Below are 19,900 nucleotides of genomic sequence, written 5' to 3' on the forward strand. Positions count from 1 at the left end.
CAATATGTTTATTCTACAGCAAAACTTTGAAACATATTATCATTCGTTAATTAATGGACCCTCATCGTCTGTTCCAACTCCTCCAATGTCTGCCCCTTGGTTTCTTTTACCCTGGCCTTTACAAATAGAAAACCTGCCAGGCAAATACCTGCATACAAGTAAAAAGGCCCATAAGTACCAAGCCTTTCTGCCAGTATAGGAAATGTAAATACCAAAATAAAATAGGCAATCCATAAAGACACAATAGCAACGGAGGAAGCCACGCCACGTATTTTATTAGGAAAGATTTCAGAAATCAGTACCCAGGTCACAGGTGCAAGTGATGTTGCATAAGTTGCAATGGCTAGGAGCACGAACAAAGAAACCCAACCTGCACTTGCATGGATCTGTAATGAAAAGGACAGTACAATGTATAAAACTGATAGACCTAAAGAACCAAACAACATTAAAGGGCGTCGGCCAAGCTTATCCACCTGCCACATAGCAACAAAGGTAAAAACAAGATTAACGATGCCAATAGAAACGGTTTCTAAAAGTTGCCTGTCCAGGTTAGCACCTACAGATTCGAAGATGGTTGACGTGTAATTAAATACAACATTGATACCGCACAATTGCTGAAACACAGCCAGTGTAATACCCACCAAAACTGCAGGACGCACACTTTTTTGAAATACATCAGCAAAGGATTGCTTTTTTACGCCTTGTAAAGAAGTTTCAATATCCGACAAAGTGCTTTTTACAAATCCTGTACTGCCTATTTTGCTTAATACCTTTTGTGCCTGTTCATCCCTACCAGCCTTTACCAACCAGCGCGGACTTTCAGGCAGCCAGATAACACCTACCAGGAAAAGCAAAGCAGGTATCGTACCCATGCCAAACATCCAGCGCCATGCTTCAGGCCCATTGTCAGATAATGTATAGTTGACCAGGTTCGTGATCAAAATACCGATCACGATGGTCAATTGATTGATAGCTACATTACGACCCCTGATGCTTGCAGGGGAAATTTCAGCTATGTACATTGGACTCAACATGGATGCCATGCCTACACCAATACCTGCCGCAAAACGCGTGATAACGAACATGGATAAGCTGGTTGAAAATGCCATACCCAGGGAAGAAAGAGCGAAAATAGCAGCAGCCAGCATCAGTCCTGGCCTGCGTCCATAACGGTCAGCCAATGTTCCTGCAATGAGGCAACCAGCAATACAGCCTAAAGCCAGGGATCCGGTCAAAAAACCTTCCCACCAGGCATTTAAAGCAAACTCTGCTCTCAAAAAAGGAAGCGCCCCGGAAATAACGGCAAAGTCAAATCCGAAAAGATAGCCCCCTAAAGCAGAGATAAAGGAAATGCCAATAATATAGGCGTTATTGTAGCGAACTGATTGTTCTTTTATTAAAAGAGTATTGTTCATATGTGACATTTATACTGATTGTATCAATCAGCTGACAAGCAAAATTTTTATTGTTCAATAAGTGAAGTAAAATCTATCATCCTTTTATGGATACCTGCACCCTGGTGATTGACATCCAGGCCCAATACTTCATTTAAACAAGCCTCGGCACTTTCTGTATGATAATTACCCAAACCTAAATTTCCAAGTCCCATTAAATATAAACAATGAATCCTGTTACGAAGGTTCAGATCTGCATCAAATACTAATAAGTCAGGCAGTGAAACGGCGAAATAATCTATGCTGATGTTATCATCGATATGATCCAGCCCAAAACTGATCAACTTTTTGAAAATAGCCGATGCTTTTTCATTTTCGCCCAATTTCATCCAGGCAAGTCCCTGGTAAAAAATCTTATCTGGTTGCGGATCATTATAGAATATAGCCTGCACCGGCTCACTGATCCCTTCAGTAGCTTTTTGGAAATATTCCTCAGCCCTCTTTTGAACATTCAATTGTTCAAAAGCCAATCCCTTTAAATAATGGATATCATTTTCCTGGGTTCCATACAACTTTCCTTCACCCAAGTTTACCGGGTAAATTTCTGCTTGTTCTAACAATTGTAGAGCCTCTTTAGCATCACCAGCTTTAAGTGCCAGTTTTGCCAACTCGATATGACAAATCAAATATTGTCCTACCACTTTTCCTTCACCTCCTTCCCATGGATGGAATGTAAAAGCTGCAATTAAGTCTTTCGCTTTCTGGTAGTCACCCAGTTGGTTATACAAGGTAACTCTCTCCAGATACAGATCATCACGCGACTCAACTAACTGCTGGTAGGCTTCCAAAATTTCTAAACGCTGTTGATGTGGCGTATTCAGCTTCTTATATAATTGATCCAACTCCATCAGCACCCTTGCATCAGTCGCATCTAAAGAAAAAGCCTTTTCTAAAGAAGCAAGTGCTTTTTTAGCATCTTTCAACTTATTGAAATAAGCCAGTGAAAGATTACGGTGCACAGTTGGGAAATTGTCATCGATCTGCACAGAGAGTTTCCAACATCCAATAGCTTCTTTGTATTGTCGTTTGTCGTACCAGAAATTACCTAAATAGTAAGGAGCTTTAGCATCATCGGCGTTGAACGCAATGGCTGCCTGCAAAACCGGAACATCTTCAATTCGGTTGGGAAAACAAAAATCAGATTTCAGACCAGCGGCCTGTTTAAAATAGGTCATTGCCCTTTCTGTTTGCCCTTGCTGGTAAGCAAACCAACCCAAATAATAAGGTACCATTGGATATTGCTCTGCACAATTTCTGAAGTGCACCTGCAACAACGATGAAGCTTCTTCAAATAAACCTGCATGTGCATAATCAAATGCATATTCAATAAAATTATGCACCCAGTTGCGGCTAACTTCCAACAGTTGATTCAAAGCATTATCTGCCTCGGAGGTTTGACCATTTGCTGAAAAAATTAGATAGTTTTCAAACAAACACCCAAAATTGAAAGGGTCTATGGCTAATGATTCCTGGATCAATGCACTGGCTTCTTCTACTCTTCCCTGCTTTCTCAATATGAATGACTTTGCATGTCTTGCCGTATGACTATGATAGTTCCTGATCAATGATCGTTCAATCAATTCAAGAGCCTCTTCAAAATCATTTTTAGCACATGCAATCCTTGCTAAATTCAAAAAGCCAGCATGTTGCCATGCATCGTTCCAAACACTTTTATAAAAAACATCAAATGCCTCATCGTTTTTACCCTGCATTTTCAAAGCCCAGCCTAAATTGTAATAAGGCTCGCCATCGTATGGATTAGGATTGCGCTGTGTCAATGTTGCAATGGCCTTTCTGAAATAAGGTTCTGACTTTGCAAATTGCCCTCTGCGTAGATACCACAAACCCATTGCGTTATTGCACCTTACATCTTTATCATCCCTGCGGAGTGCCTCTTTGTAATAGTCTGTTGCTATATAGGTTGCATGCCTGTATTGCTCAATATGCAGCCCTGTCAGGTATAATTGCTCATTATTTTCAACATCCTGTGGCCTCTTTGCGGCTTGGGCAGGTGAAGGAATTTCCTGCTCCACGGCCTTTTCCTGTTGATAACTCACCAAAACCTTATTGTTTTCCAGGTTAGTGACAACCAATTTGATTTCTTCTGGCGCTATCGCCTGACCAAGTGTCACCGTTTTTATATAAGGTTGCTCAGGAGAGCTGCTGATCACTTCACTATACAATTCTTGTTGCTGGTGTAGCAACGCAATCTTCACTTTGTCATAAGGTGAGGTGAGATAGAGTTTGATCGCTATTTCATTTTGATTGATCTCAATTCCGGCAACAGCTTCCTTTGTCGCATTATTTACCATGCCCACTTCTCTATAAGGCATAAAGTATTGAACAAAGGTTTTTTCTTCATATGGCTGCAGCCAAGAAAAGTCGGGCTGGTTATCAGTAAATACACCGGTCATCAATTCAATGTAAGGACCGTCTTCATCAGTAAGGTTCCTGTCCCATGCCTGTCCAAATTCGCCATGCCCCCATGTCCACTGTTTCTTACCCGGTGAAATGTGATGGTTCGCCACATGTAATAAACCTCCTTGCGTATCGTGCTCATAACCACCAATGAAATTATACTTTGAGGTTATGGCCATGTATGATGTTGGCACCGGGATGTTCTTATAACGGGAAATATCGGTACCTGGCGCATAATCCACCTTATAATAGGTACCCTTTGCAATAGGGAAAGAGGAAACATCCCTCTTGCCATGGTCAAAGACTGCATATACATCAGGCGGGAAAACAGACTGATAATGATCATTTACTTTCACTGCAGGATTCGCCCACCATAAAAAGGTCTGTGGAAATGGCGTCCTGTTGTACAATTTGCCTTTAATCTCGATATAAGCTTTATCAGGATAAAGAGTAAAACCAGCCATCCCTTTCGTACGGAACATGCGCTCCACTTCATTCACCCATACCGTTTTGCTGCCATCCTTGTTTTCTTCGATGGTGTAATCCACTGGTTCAAAAGTGCTGGGACGGTGGTGTTGCGGCCAGTTGAATTCGATGCCACCAGAGATCCAGGGGCCTGTTAACCCTACGAGAGCTGGCTTGATCACCTGGTTGTAATATATAAAATGGCGCTGCTTTACTTTATCATACGCCATTTGTATCCTGCCCCCCAATTCGGGAAGCACCATGATTTTTATGTATGCATTCTCCAGGAATACAGCTTTGTATGCCTTATCAATTTTCTCATCGAAAATTTTCTCAACGACTGCATGTGGATAAACAACACCGCTGCTTCCCTGATAAACCCTTTTCTCCAAAAACATCGGATTCTTCTCCGGTTTCCCAATAGGATAGGTTGGAATCACAAAGTCTTCCACCCAGACTTTTACCTGATCACTCATATAACAAGTTGTTAGTGAATTATTATTAAATATGCCCAAAGTAAGCACACATCCGGCATTTTAAAAATGGAGTAATCTCCGTTTTTGATGGACTTTTTTATGGTTCTGACTGATATTATTCATTTACTTTTATGATATTCAAAATATTTGAATATTTACGGCCATCTAAAGAAAAAGAGAAGGATTTCCAAGGTCAAAAGCCATTGTAATACCTAGGAAGATTTTATCCAACCGGTGCGAAGCCCCACGGAACCGAACAATATATTTTAACTTACTGCCGTGATGGAAAGAGGGAAGCTACTATTTTAAAAACAGGTAGGAAATTGAATCAGGTGATTATATTTTCATTCCGATAAAACAGCCCAATCTTATGTAGCAGATGAAAAAATCCATGGACTATCTATTGGATCCATTTTAAAGGAAGCAGTCCGGATTCAATGATACTTTGATCCAGAAAAAGATGAAGGGAAGGTTTTCCCTTCCCTTTATTTCAACAAACGTACATAATAAATACCACCAGCCACAGATCCTGAATGCGCTACAAATTTCACAGTCATGGTTTCACCTGTCAGACTATTCAGGATATCGGAAGGAAGCTCATAATCCACATCGTAGAACCCATCGCCACGGTTAGCATCCATGTTTACGGTTTTAAACAGCTTGTCATTGACATAAATATCAAAGCTCCGGTTTCTGTCCCTCCCGGAATAAGTAATACGTAGTACATGCCCTTCCTTATTCCTGTTCTTAAGATCATAGCTAAACCAACCCGAAGCATGTCGCCAGTGGCGGTCCAGGAATACACCTGATTCTGTTTTTTCCCCCTGAAAGTTATGGTCCGATTCAGGCTGCTGCTCACCGGGAGCTACCTGGTCCACAGTACGGGCTTCAAGTGCCAGCCGGGCTTCTTCAGCTTCACGAATAGTCTGCTTCCTCTTTTCCAACCCTTCCGGGTTAGTGATAGGCCAGTAAATAATATAACGGGCATCATGTACTGTAAAGAATGGCACCAGTTGCAAGTTTTTAAACTGGGCAGGGTAAATAAGACTGGATGCTGTAAACGTCAACGGCTTTCCTGGAACTTGTTGGAGCGCAGAGGCAACATCCTTTTGGGAAGAAACCAGCAGAGGAGCAGTTTCAATAGGATATAGCGGACCATTGGCTATATGCCCCATCCGGCTGTCATCAGCTCTTAAACCAACAAGGTTGGTAGTATCCGTAGCTGCAGCCAATACGATAGGACCACGAACAAAAGATACCCAGTCAGAACCATCAGGGAGGCGCTCAACTTTTGTCTCCATAGGTAAAGAAAGTGTCACCACGTCTCCCGATTTCCACAAACGGTTGATCGCAACATAGGAAGCGGTGTCTTTGGTAAGCTTTACTTCTTTGCCATTCACCAGCACCTTCATTCTTCCATTCTTTACCCAGGAAGGATAACGGACATGAAGGGCAAATTGCATAGGCTTTTGAAGCTTTAATTGAATAGTCGACTTCTCTTCAAAAGGAAACTTTGTTTTTTGAGTGATGCTGATTCCACGCTCCTTCCAGGCAAGTGTTGAAGGAATAAACAGGTTCACAAAAACATCTTTATCATTGTGGGCATAGATCAACTCTCCATACTTACCATGATTTTCCATTCCGGAACCCACACAACACCAAAAACCTTTGTCCGGTTGCGAATAAACCCTGTAGTGCCTGGGGCGCATCGGTGTAAAATACACGAAGCCACCGTGCGGATGCTGGGAAGATAATATATGGTTGTACAAGCTTCTTTCATAGTAATCCATATAGCTTGCAGAAGGATGGTATAAGAACAGGTGTTTCGACAGCTTCAGCATGTTATACGTATTGCAGGTCTCAGGGCCTTCTTTATCCTCCACCATGGAAGTGAAATTATTGGCAGGATGGAAATGTTCCCGCACACTGTTGCCACCAATGGAAACAGTCCTGTGAGCCACTACAGTTTGCCAGAAGAAATCTGCAGCATCTTCCCAACTCTGGTCCCCTCCTACTTCTGCTATGCGGGCATAACCAATCACTTTGGGAATTTGTGTGTTGGCATGCAAACCTGTCAGGGAATCTTTATGTTGCAATAGAGGATTTAAGATAAAGCGGTGAGAAAACCTCTTGGCCAGCTCCAGGTATTTTTGATCGCCAGTAATCGCAGCAACATCTGCAAACACTTCATTCATGCCTCCATGCTCACTACGCATCATCTGTTGCATTTGCTGGTCAGAAAGATGAGACGTCAATTCCAGGCACCAATCAGAGAGCTTGATCAAAATATCTTTTGCCTTCGTATTACCAGTAAGCACATAAGCATCTACCAACCCCGCATACAGCTTATGAATATTGTACCAGGGCACCCACTTACCGTTCAGGGAAAAGCCGCCAGCATCGATTTTTCCATTGGCGACGTCTTTCCACATGGCTTTGCCACCTGGAATTCCTCCGACGTAGCCATCTCCCGATTGTTGCTGGCACTTTTCAATCCAGTCGATCATATAATTGAGGCGGCGTTGCACTTCCTGGTTGCCGGTTGCAGCATACATATTGGAAAGAGCTGAAAGGTAATGTCCGCCGATGTGACCGTCCAAACCGGTACCTTCCCAATTACCATAGCCTTTTGCCTTGGGCTCAATGCCGGCTTCCCTGAGAAAAGGAGCCAGCAGGCGGTCGGGATCCAATGCTAACATGTATTTCAAATCCGTCTCCTGGGCTTGTTGAAAAGGGCTTTCTAATAAGTGCACAGAAGAGAGCGGAAAGTTTTGTAACCTGGAAGTGTGCGAAAAACTTTGTAGCCTGTTGGTTTGGCTGAAAGCAATCACCGGCATCAACGCAAGGATGAATAAACGGGAATAAAGCGATTTCATTTTATAAGGCTCGATTGAATGAAATAATGAATCTAATAGTAGATGTTTACCCCTGGCAGGGAGTAAACAATTCTTATGTTATTATTTTGTTTGAATCCTGATAATGGTAAAAGAGTATGGCGGCAACTCTGAACTGAAATTTTCAGAAACAGTGCAATCCGAAATAACCGGCTTCAGGTTCTTATCATCAGGCTTACCCTGCAATACTGTTTTTACTCCTTTTGTGTTAGCCAAGGTAATATCTTTTAAGACCACAGATGCATTCACAGTTACCGGTAACAGGTTGACCATTTTAACGATCACATCTTTACTCTTCGAATCACGAACCACAGAAAATGCAATGCGCTTTTTTACAACTTCTGTATTGTTGGAAACATTGATGCTTGCAGTCAGGTATTCATTACCCGAATTGTGCCCATAGAGCTTCTGCACCTCGTAACCGACAGTAGGCTTCACCTCTGTATTATTAAAGTAGATCATGTCAGGATTCCACTGCGTATGCCCTTCTTTGGCCAGCAATGGTGCATAGGAGGTCATACTCACCACATCGCCATTGCGTTCGATAGCAGTCAGGTACAAGGCTTCAGCTAAAGCTGTTTCCAGGTTATTGGCTCTTCCGGGTACATGGGCAGCATACTCACCCAAATACACCTTTGGTTTAGAGCGGTCATATCGGTCATAAAAATCCTGGTTATTGATGAACCAACCTGGAGAAACATAGTAATGCTCATCTACCATCGGCACCTTTAACTTTGAGGCGATCTCCCATCCTTCTTCATAATCCGTTCCTTCATAGAAGGGTCCTACCGTTCCAATAACAGTGATTTCAGGATGCTTCTCTTTCAACGCATGATAGATCATCGTGAACCGCTCTTCAAAAACATCCGTGATCAGATCCTCATTGCCTATACCAATGTATTTCAGGTTGAAAGGCTTGGGGTGACCTGCCGCTGCCCTCAGCTTACCCCACTTGGTAGTCGCATCTCCATTAGCCCACTCTACCAGGTCCAGGATATCCTGGATGTATTCATCCATCTGGTCCATAGGAATGCCTCCTTGCTGACCTCCTCCATGAGGTCCATTACCTGAATTCTGGCAAGGCACGCCGGCCGCAATCACGGGCAAAGGCTGCGCACCTATATCTTCACAAAACTGGAAGTATTCAAAATAACCCAATCCTGCTGTCTGGTGATAGCCCCATAAATTGCGCTGTGGTTTACGAGCCTGCAGGGGACCTATGGTATTTTTCCATTGATAGATATTGTGGAGACCATCTCCATGGGCTACACACCCCCCAGGAAAACGCACAAAGCGGGGATGAATATCTGCGATCACCTGTGCCAGGTCAGCCCGCATTCCATTGATTCTGCCTTTGAAAGTGTTTTGCGGAAACAAGGAGATCACATCAACAGCCAGGCGACCTGCAGCCAGTGGTTGTAATTCAAGAGTCGCATCCGTAGCATCTGCATTGGGAACAAGTACAGCCCTGGATGTTTTCCACGTACCAGAAGATGCCTGCACATTGGCCTGGGCCAACACCTCGCCATTTTTTGCAACCAGGCGCACCAGCAGCTTTCCACCTTTTCCTTCAAGTTGTTTGACAAAAAGTGAAAAGTTATATTGCTCCCCTTTCCTGACTGCAATGCCATCAAAACCACTGTTCACCAACGAAGCACCAGGCGTCGTAGTTTGCAGTACTGCATAGTGTGGATTATTCGCATGTATAGGTGCTGCGCTATCCATCGTAAAGGCAGTTTGCTCACCCTTTAAAGTCCAGGCGTAAGTGGAATTCCATTTTTGATCACGACCCTCCTTATCGCTCAATGCGTATTCGAAATCACGGTTCTGCACCAACTCTGCATACAATCCGCCATCTGCCGCATAGTTTATGTCTTCGAAAAAGATCCCCAGCAGTAGATCACTGATCGGCTTTGCATTTGCTCCCTGTACGGAGATAGCTGCGTTGACAGGCTTAAGGCCTGCAAAGCGCTGGGCATCATCTTTTGCAAATTCATTGTACAAGCTGTTTTTATACTGCTTACGTTCATAGTTATTAATGAGTTGATCCACTGTGGACCAGGGCACCCTATACATTTGCCCGGTGGCACTACCTTCAGGCAAAGTGATGGTCTGACTGGGATTTTTGTATTGGGCCTGGGACACTTCCGTTGCAGGGCTGTAGGACTTAAAATCTTTTGTTATTACCCGGAAGTACTTCCCTGCAGCATCAGTATAGGTAATTTGGTAAATGCCGGATTGCTGATCATACTGCACTACCGGGCGAAGAATATTGGATCCGGCATTCATCTCAGGGTAACTTTGCCGGCCCCAGTCCACCAGGTCTTTTGATGCCGCATGGGCAAAAAGACGTTCCCTTTCATTAAGGCTCCACACACATTGCCAGGTGCCTCCTGGTCCCAGGAACAGAAAAGGAGTGATCATTCGTTTTTCACTCCCCCAGCGTCCATAATCGCTCCTCAGGAATGAGAATTCATTGCCAATAGAAAACCAGTGTTCCCTGTCGCGGCTCCAGGCAAAATGCAAGCCATTATGATTATTGTTCTTGACCGTTGCATAGGAAAAAAGATAAACAGAGTCAGGCTCATTATTCGATTTATTGTTGGCCGCAAAAACTGTTTGCACCTGGACCATTGCAAGCAGAAAGATGAAGATTGAAGTTCTTTTCATTTTGATGTTCTTGATCAGGTAGGATACCCTTTTATTTTTCTCGTTAGTATTGAATGTTTAAAATGTGCATTTAAGGCTTGATCGCATATCATATTTTTCAACAATAACTGGCTGGTATGAAGTATGACAAGCATTAAATGTAATTCAGACAAATATAAATAAGAACACCCAATATTGATCATGCTGCGAACAAGAAATCGCCCGCAACATGATCAACATCATTTATATGACATTCATGATAACCCGGATTATTTTATTCATGATCTTACAATTTGACTGTAACCTCTTTGCCTTTGTAGGTTATTGTATTATTGAATTTTGAAGAATTACCTGCTCCGGTCCCATTTTGATGGTTCACCAATACAATATCAAATTTTCTCGTAGCGAGCATACCAGGAAAACTGCCTTTACGATCTTTGATGGTTAATGTACTTGCGTGATCATTCCAGTAAAATGTTATTTCAGTGTACTTACCTTGCTCGTAATTGTAATTATTGTTTTCATCTTCATACAAGGTGAACTCAGCATCAGCACCAGGATAAATACGCAATTCCAGGTTATCCCACTTCTTTTCTTCCGCAAACTGAACTTTCGGTCCCCAGGGTATAATAGAGCCGCCCTTCACATATAAAGGAATGATGTCAATTGGTGTTTCTTTATTAACAGCTTTGCCGCCTTCAGTACGTTCTCCTGTCCAGAAATCGTACCATACAGCACCTGCCGGTAGGTATACAGATTGAGTGGCAGCGCCTTTATCCGTTACAGGGGATACTAAAAATGATTTTCCGAATAGATACTCATTTTCGATATCATACACCTTTTTGTCATTGACAAAATCCATATACAATGCACGCATAATAGAACCGGAATGACTAGTTACATTCCATGCAGTGGCGTATAGATATGGCAAAAGATGATAGCGCAAATTGATGAATTTCTCCTGTACGTCAAATGGCCATTCGCCACGATTACCAAACTGGTAGATTTCCCGGGGAATATCTGTTCCATGAGAACGCATCATTGGAGTAAAAGTTGCAAACTGCATCCAGCGGGTATAGAGTTCCTGAAACTCAGGATTCTTCGCACCTCCACCTTTCACAAAAGCTCCTGCAAAAAAGCCTCCAATATCAGTGTTCCAGTATGGAATACCGCACAAAGAAAAGTTCAAACCTGCAGGAATCTGTTTGCGGAATGTCTGCCAGTTGGAACCCACATCACCGCTCCAGGTGTTGGCACCATAACGCTGCTGGCCGGCAAAGGCCGAGCGGGTAAGGATCATTACCCTTTTATCAGAAGTCGTCTGCCGCTGATGATCGTACACCCCACCTACGTGTTGCAAAGGAAAAGCATTGCGCACACTGCGAAAAGTACCGAGGTAAGTAGGCAGGTCAAAGTCCTTTTCTTTCAGATTTACATGATCAGGTTCAGAAGAATCTAACCACCAGGCATCGCTGTTCAAAGAGAACACACCTTTGTTCAGGTAACTCCAGTAGATATCGCGTGCCACAGGGTTGTAGACATCATAAGGTGTAGTTCCACTTCTGGGAGGCCATGTCTCGAAGTCAATGAGCATTTTTTTATTCTTGAACTCTGCATATTGCTTCGTCTGAGGCCCAAAACCTGGCCATGCAACAATAAAAATATGAGCATTCAACTGGTGTACACTATCCACCATTGACTTTGGATCAGGAAAGGTAGAACGATCAAAACCCATAGCGTTCCAGTTACTGTCTTTACCCCAGTACTGCCAGTCCTGTATAATGCCATCCAACGGCACTTTCAGGCTACGGTATTTCTTTACCACATCCACGAGTTCGAATTGTGTTTTATAGCGCTCCCTGGATTGGTTGAAGCCATACACCCAAAGTGGCATCAGGGGCGCCTGTCCTGTTAAATCACGCAATTGAGTAATCACGCCATCAGCACTGCTGCCATACAGGAAATAATAGTCCGAGCAGTCCCCTACTTCCGAATCAAAAGAAGTTTCTTGGGGGTTATCTAAAAAGGTGGTAGGTGCATAGTTGTCCCAGAAAACGCCGTAACCTTTCACCGATTGAAAGAAGGGAATGCACACCTTCATGTTATCCTGGCGCAGGAACACCTTTTGGCCACGCTGGCTTATTTTACCATTTTGCTGTTGACCAAGACCATAGATAACCTCGTCTTTGTCCAACCGGAAAGCCTGCCGAACACTGTAGGTATTCTTATTGACATCTTTGATGGCAGTGAACTGTGTGCCGTAGTCTTTTTCAGTAAAGAGTTGACCGCCATTTAAGTTACTGAAAGCCACTTTACCTGTCATCAGATTAAGTTCTACTTGCAAGGCTTCACTCTTAAGCAGAACGGCATTTCCTTGCTGCTGTATATCCAGTTTAATGGATTCCGGCTTTTTAATCACCGAAAGACTCTCCTTTTTATAAGAGGTACCTTCCGGAGCTTTGACAACTCTGACAATTTTGGGACTATTAAACTGTATTTCCACAATCAGGCCGTCAACCGTAGATTGAATACCATAGGTTGTTTTTGTAAAGCTTTGACCAAATGCTACATTGGAAAAAAACAGAAAGAGTATATAGGAAATTTTCTTCATTATGTAAGAATTCAAACTTTAATCAGGGATAAGCACTTCCCACATTGCAGGCAATTCAATACCTGCAATATGGGAATATAGAATTGAAGTAATCTTAGTTGTATCCTGGATTTTGTTTCAAATTTGAGTTTTTAGCAATCTCTGTTCTGGGTATGGGGTAAAGCGACCTGTAGTCACCATTGGGAGAATGGGACAACCATGACTTCTTCGTAAATACACCAAACCGGATCAGATCAGTTCTTCTGCGGGCTTCCTGGTTAAACTCCCAGGCCAGTTCATCTAAAAAGCGGCCATATTGGATATCAGCACCTCCTTCAGTAGTTGTTACTAAATGGTTTCGAAGTCCATAATCATAACTGCTTCCTTTTAACAGATCCGCTCCAGTCACCACAGCTCTTGCAGGATTCAATTTGAAAGCTCTTTTGCGGACTTCTGTTACGATTGCGGCTGCTCCGTCAGCATCTCCGCTCCGCATTAAAGATTCAGCTTTCATCATCAATATATCGGCATACCTGAACAGTGGCCAGTCATTGCTCAGGCGATTGGTAGAGCCCGCGGCAATTTCAAACTTGCCCAACCTCAATCCATCTACTTCCTCTGAAACATCAACACCAGGAACATAATTACGATACGACAACGGCTTGCCTACATAGGCGCCCATAGTACCGTATATGCTATCACCGGTTGACGTATACTGCTGCCCCATAATGAAATTATCCAGCAAGCGACTATCCTCAGGATCAAATGTGCTGATGAATTGCGGAATGGCACAGACTCCACCCCAGGGAGAGAATTGTAGATTATAAGTTTTTTGGTTCTCAGGTTGCAGCGTTTGCATATGCACATCAAACGAATTCCAATCATTGACATACTTGGAATCAAATGGCAATGCAAAAATGATCTCCTTGGAATTTTCATTGTTCGTTACAAACACATTCTTCTGGTTGGGTTCCAATATGAACAGCTTGGAATCTATGATTTCATCACAAACTTCCTTGCACTTTTCCCATTGTGGAGTACCGGTATAAACACCTGCATTCAGGTACATTTTTGCCAATAAGGCAAGTCCTGCCCATTTATTGAACTTACCATAGGTTGTCTTATTATTTTCTGTGCTCACTTTCGGAATATTGGTCACCAGGTCATTGACAATAAAATCATATACTTCTTTCCTGGTATTTTGTTTGGGTAAATACCCTGCTGGCACATCAAACCTGTCTACGATCGGAACGTTTCCATAAATGTCACACAATATCCAATAATAGGACGCTCTCAACAGCTTCATTTCAGCAATCAATGTGGTGGTATCCTTGGGGTCAACAGGAATGGCTCCTGACTGAACCTGGTAAATGATACGGTTACTATTGGTAATGCCTTGGTAAGCCCTTGTCCATATATTGATCACGATATCATCTTCGGTTGTCCATTTATGCTCGTGTATCCGGCGATATACACCGCCATCTACCCATCCATTAGGACGGGCTGGCGTAAGCATTTGGTCAGCAGAAACTTCCTGGGCTCTGTAAACAGTATTCCATTGCAACAATAGGCCACGCCAGTCCACGTAGGCAGCACCTGCTAATGCAGCAAGATCAGTACTGTCTGGTGTAAATTCCCGTGCAATAATGGTATTATAAGAGGTGTCCTTCAACTTGGTACAGGCTGAAAATAGAAACGGAAGTAAAACAAGGATAGCTGCTCCTGAATATATATAACGGTTAATCTTTTTCATGGCTGAATCAATTAAAAATTAAAAGGTTACATTAAGACCAACACTAAATGTTCGTGTAGTTGGATATTTATAGGGTGAATCCATGCCGGGATCAAGACCTGAAGTAGGTACTTGTACTACTCCAGACTGTGCTGCAGATTGCGCATTGCGCAAACTAACCTCTGGATCAATCCCCTTGTAACCAGTAATGATCAATGTATTAAGTGATGCTACGTAAACCCTTGCGGACTGAAATAAATTAGTACCTGTTTTCCTGAAATTATACCCGAGGGTGATATTGTCTATTTTCCAGAAATCCCCATCTTCAATGTAATAACTATTAAACTCAACTGGCGATTTTAATTGAGTGGTTCCGAATACCGGGTCATATGCATTTTTCATCAGGTTATACTGTGCTTGCGTAGGATTCTCAAACATCATACGTTGCAAATTGGCCACCTGGAAATTGAAGGCACCTCTTTGCGTAATGGTTAAATCCCAGTTATTCAGCCTGAAGCTATTGTTCCAGGCCAGGTAATGCCTGGGAAGACCATTACCCAGCACTTTCTTGTCTTCAAAAGCATGGGCAAAATCTTTGTAATTGACCGGCTTTCCATCACGGCCTTCATATATCCATTGACCATAGTTGGCCACATCTGAAGGATCACCGCCTACACCAATTACTTTATAACCATAGAAATCACCAACTTCTCCGCCAACCCTTAAAAGGTGGGAAAAAGTTTGAATAGGAGGAAAAATAGCGCCTACTCGGATATAATCAGTTGAAGTTTTATAAAGGTCATTAGAGAGACTGATTAATTTGTTAGAGTTAGTAGAATAGTTGACCGTTGAATTCCATTCAAAGTTGTTTTTACGGACAGGCACAAAGTTGACCTGTACTTCTATCCCTTTGTTTTGCATGGTTCCAACATTGGCCATGGTCCGGTTGTAAAGATTTGGAGGACTTGGCACTTCAAACAAATAAAGCAGGTTATGTATTTTCCGGTTATACAAATCAATACTACCGCCAATCCGGTTATCCAACATGCTGAAGTCAAGGCCTATATTGGTCTCCCTTTTTTCTTCCCATTGAAGATTTGGATTAGCATTTTGCGACGGCACAAGCGTTTGCACCCACTCTCCATTAGATAACACAAAGCCACCATAACTGAGTGTTGCCAATCCTAGAAATGGCTGGTTGGGTTGCGATCCGGTAACTCCATAACCAGCCCGAAGCTTCAGGTCATTAAAAAGCTTTTGGTTATCCATAAATGATTCCCTGGTAATTCTCCAGCCTGCAGAAACAGCAGGAAAAGTTCCCCATGGATCGTTAGTGCCCCAAAGTTGGCTAGCTTCTTCACTACGGACGCTGGCCATCAAAAGGTACTTCTGATCATAGTTATAGGTGAGCCTGCCGAAAAATCCTATTAAGTTGGTGGTTGCTCTATAACTACCGATCAAACCTGTGTAATCTCCACTGCTAATGGCACGCCCTAAGCCGATATTATGCCAGCTAAACTGATCGGTTGGGAAATCCCAGTTGTTCGTAAAGTCACTATTGTAATCATTCTCCTGGTAACTATATCCACCCAAAAGGGTAAAGTTGTTCCTGTTGAAAGATTTTGAATATTCAGCGGTCAATTCAGCCAGCCGGTCTATAGATGAATTCCCCGAAACACTGGCATAGCCGTTTCTATTATCACGCAATGTGGATGCATGTTGCTTGGTCTCAGCATACCCCGCTTCTAACATTCTTTTGGTATAAGAAAATATACCGGAAAGTCTTAATCCTGTAATGGGTGTAAAAACAACTGAACCCTTATACCTTGAATTGCTTTCACTTGATTTACCATCACTTTCCATTAAATCAGATACTGGGCTCTGGTAATCAAATTTGGTCAATTCCTGGAACCAGGTACCATCAGGATTCTTTACAGGCGCTGTGGGATTCTGCATCGTCGCCTGCCTGTAAATGTTTGAATTGAAACCATTGAACTTACGGGAAGCACTAAAATAGTTTAGATTGATCTTCAGCTTATTGTTAAACATGCTATGGTTAAAATCCATACGCCCAGAAAATTGTTGGTTGTAGGATTTTAAGAACAAACCTTGCAGATCATTATAGTTCACACTTGCGAGGTAGTTGGTGGTTGCATTACCTCCACGGAATGTTAAGTTATGGTCCTGAGATACTGGAGTCCTGGTAATTTCTTTCAACCAGTCTGTACTGGCACCATGATCCAGCATGGGGTAAGAAGTATCTCCTGTAGGTGTAATCACAATGCGATCACCTGAAGCGATCTGGGCCCTGAAATCTTCTGCTGTCGACATATCCAGTTTTCTGGCTATAGTCTGTATACTAACATAACCGCCGTATTCAACTGTCGTCTTGTTATTAGCACCTGCCCTTTTAGTAGTAATCAAAATGACCCCGTTAGTCCCACGGGTACCATAAATAGCGGCTGCAGAACCGTCTTTGAGCACGTCAATAGATTCTATATCCTGGGGGGCTACCATCTTCAGATCTCCAGGCACACCATCAATCAACACCAAAGGATTTTGGTTCACCCCCATGAGTGTTGACTGGCCACGCAAGATAACCTGGGAGGTAGCAGTAGGATCTCCATTGGGAGAAATAATGGTTAATCCGGCTACTTTACCCTGGATCAACTGCCCGGCATCCTTTACTGTACCTTTTATAAAATTCTCTGCTTTCACAGTTGCTACCGAACTGGTCACTTCAGCTTTACGCTGCGTACCATAACCGATAACAACCACTTCATTTAAAGCAGTTCCTATGCCTGCAAGGATCACTGAAATATTGGATGAAGTGCCTACAGTGATTTCAGTTTTTTCAAAGCCTACTGAAGTGATCACCAATACATCACCTTCATTGGCATCGATTCTGAAGCTACCATTCCCATCAGTTGCGGTTCCTTTTGAAGTACCCTTAACGGACACGGTAGCGCCGGCAACAGGTGCCCCATTCTTATCAACAACCTTACCTGTAACATTCTTAGCATTTGATGAACTCACTGAGTTCAGGGAAATAGTATGAGTCTTTGGAGGAATCACAGTGATCACATTCTTTGACAATTCAAAGGAAGTGCCTGTCTGCTGGCTGATCTCTAACAGCAATTGTTTTAAGATAAGCACATCTTTCTTGATGGAGATGGACTTATTAATGTCTACTTCACTGGCATCATAAGCAAACCGTAAAGGAGTTTGTTGCTCCACCAGGCTAAAAAGTGCACCTAGCTTTTCTGATTTTTTAGAAATCTTAATATTGGCATCAAGAGGATCACCCTTGGTTTGCCCATAGTCAAATGCCATTGCTCCATACGTGCATAATATCAAAGCAAATGGCATGAGGAAATGCAATACTTTCCCCTGTAGCAATCGAAAGTTCAAGTTGCTCATACAGTTTGATTTTCGTTTTGAAATGATGTTATTTGATTACAATCGTATCCCCATTGGTAGTATAGGTTAACTTTTTAGAGAGACATATGCTTTCCACGATTTCCACAGCTGATGCGTTACTGAAACTACCAGTAAAACTCCACTGCTTCTTATGGCTTCTGTTCACAAGGTGGATATTAAAAGTCCTTTGAAAACGATCGGCTATTTCCTTAAAATCTGCATTCTTAAAGACAATAATACCTCGCTCCCATCCTAATTCTTCGTCAGGATTATATTTCTTTTTTTGAAGTGCTAAACTGCGCTTGCTGAATAAACCCATTTCTGAAGGATTCAGAAACATCGTTTCGCCAATTACTTTCTTACTTGTTGAATCGGCAATCCTGTCAAGCTTTACTTTCCCGGTAACCAGAGCTACCTTTATCTGCTGATCACCCTGGTAACATTTAACATTGAAGGAAGTCCCTAAAACAGTAGTCATCAGGTTCCCGGAAATGATATGGAATGGATGTAACGTATCCCTTTTTACATGAAAGAAAGCTTCTCCTGTCAAAGTCACTTCCCGCTGTCCTCCTGTAAACTTTGAAGGATAAACCAAACGGCTATCTGCATTTAAATGGACCTCGCTGCCGTCAGGCAGGAGAATACGGGCCTGCTCCCCCTTGGGTACGTATTTCTCCACCATAACTATATTTTCAGTTGCAGTGGATACTTTAGACACCTTGCTGTTGCGAAAAAATGAAAAATAAACACCTCCCAGCAGAACGACAGCCATGCTAAAAATAATGGCTTTACGCACCATCCTTTGTAACGGGCTTACTGAAATGATCTCGGTCTCCTCTAAATAATCATGGTCATTGACTACTTCTGTTTGCTGGAACAGATTAGTATTTCCATGTTCGGAAAGATTTTTTAAGGCGCCAGCAAAGCGCTGTTGTTCCTTTTGAAACTCAGCATCAGAAAGCCTGATAGAAAATGCTTCTATATAATTATTAGCCGAAATAATTACATCCAGCTTTTCAGGATGCCGGCTGATCCAATCAGTCCAGAACTGGATATCGGCTTCATTTTCCTTGAAATAATATCTTAGGTACGACTCATCTGTAACAAAGTCCTCCACCAAATATGCTAAGTAATCCTTCATTCAACCCGATTCTAAAGAAAAGACTGCAGGAAGTCATTTTTTTACCAGAAATTTTTCAACTTTTTTTTACGAAGAATAAGTAGAGGAAAGAAAATAGCGGAGTTGCTTCATAGCCTCATACATATGATTATAGATCGTGCGGGGCTCACTGTTCAGCAGTAGGGCAATTTCCTCAAAGCTTTTGTTTTCGAAAAACCGCAACCTGATGACTTCTTTTTGTTTTTTAGTAAGCTGAGCCAGAGCCTTATCAAGCTTGAGTCTGGTCTCATGCTCTGTTTGAAAAGCAATGATCACCTCTTCATAAGAAAATTGCATCTCATAATCTTCACTGGAGATATTTTGCTCTAAAAACTGTTCTTTTTTCAGAACATCAATAATTTTTCTACGAATGCAGGTGCACAGGTAAGCGCCAACAGAAGATACTGCTGGAATTTTCTCACGTTTTGCCCAGATACTAAGAAACAGGTCATGAATACTATCCTTTGTCAATTCCCTGTCAAGGCAAAGACTAAAACCAGCTCCAAAAAGGTATTGGTAATAAATATTGTACAGCTCTTGCAATGCAGAAGAATCTCCGGACCTCATTCGATCCCATAATAGAGTTGCATTTATCTCGTTTTCTTTCAATGCCAAGGCAAGCGGTTATGTATATAAAGTTAAC

9 protein-coding genes are annotated in these 19,900 nt (G+C 42.5%); all 9 read right to left on the bottom strand.

Features of this window, described 5'->3' with window-relative positions; genetic code table 11:
* Positions 1–50 precede the first annotated feature (50 nt).
* The 9 genes from OCK74_RS13190 to OCK74_RS13230 all read right to left on the bottom strand — a co-directional run bounded on the left by OCK74_RS13190 (position 51) and on the right by OCK74_RS13230 (position 19,872).
* Positions 51–1,415, bottom strand: coding sequence for a sugar porter family MFS transporter (locus OCK74_RS13190; RefSeq protein WP_279297513.1), 1,365 nt, complete (start codon positions 1,413–1,415; stop codon positions 51–53).
* A 47-nt stretch (positions 1,416–1,462) separates the two neighbouring features.
* Complete coding sequence (locus OCK74_RS13195) at positions 1,463–4,813, bottom strand: DUF5107 domain-containing protein (RefSeq protein WP_279297514.1); 3,351 nt, start codon at positions 4,811–4,813, stop codon at positions 1,463–1,465.
* A gap of 485 nt (positions 4,814–5,298) precedes the next feature.
* A complete protein-coding gene (locus OCK74_RS13200; RefSeq protein ID WP_279297515.1) occupies positions 5,299–7,689 on the bottom strand; it encodes a beta-L-arabinofuranosidase domain-containing protein in 2,391 nt (796 codons plus the stop codon).
* 81 nt (positions 7,690–7,770) lie between these two features.
* Positions 7,771–10,377, bottom strand: a complete 2,607-nt coding sequence (locus OCK74_RS13205) for an alpha-L-arabinofuranosidase C-terminal domain-containing protein (RefSeq protein ID WP_279297516.1) — start codon at positions 10,375–10,377, stop codon at positions 7,771–7,773.
* A 265-nt stretch (positions 10,378–10,642) separates the two neighbouring features.
* The gene (locus tag OCK74_RS13210) at positions 10,643–12,967 is read right to left on the bottom strand and encodes a glycoside hydrolase family 31 protein (RefSeq protein WP_279297517.1); all 2,325 of its coding nucleotides are present in this window, start codon (positions 12,965–12,967) and stop codon (positions 10,643–10,645) included.
* Positions 12,968–13,061: 94 nt separating this feature from the next.
* On the bottom strand, positions 13,062–14,699 hold the full coding sequence (locus tag OCK74_RS13215; protein WP_279297518.1) for a RagB/SusD family nutrient uptake outer membrane protein: 1,638 nt from the start codon (positions 14,697–14,699) through the stop codon (positions 13,062–13,064).
* Between the two features lie 18 nt (positions 14,700–14,717).
* Complete coding sequence (locus OCK74_RS13220) at positions 14,718–18,098, bottom strand: SusC/RagA family TonB-linked outer membrane protein (protein WP_279297519.1); 3,381 nt, start codon at positions 18,096–18,098, stop codon at positions 14,718–14,720.
* Positions 18,099–18,126: 28 nt separating this feature from the next.
* Positions 18,127–19,239, bottom strand: coding sequence for a FecR family protein (locus OCK74_RS13225; RefSeq protein WP_279297520.1), 1,113 nt, complete (start codon positions 19,237–19,239; stop codon positions 18,127–18,129).
* A 66-nt stretch (positions 19,240–19,305) separates the two neighbouring features.
* Positions 19,306–19,872, bottom strand: a complete 567-nt coding sequence (locus OCK74_RS13230) for an RNA polymerase sigma factor (RefSeq protein ID WP_279297521.1) — start codon at positions 19,870–19,872, stop codon at positions 19,306–19,308.
* Positions 19,873–19,900: the final 28 nt, after the last annotated feature.

The organism is Paraflavisolibacter caeni, from assembly GCF_025628885.1.
GTDB lineage: Bacteria > Bacteroidota > Bacteroidia > Chitinophagales > Chitinophagaceae > Flavisolibacter > Flavisolibacter caeni.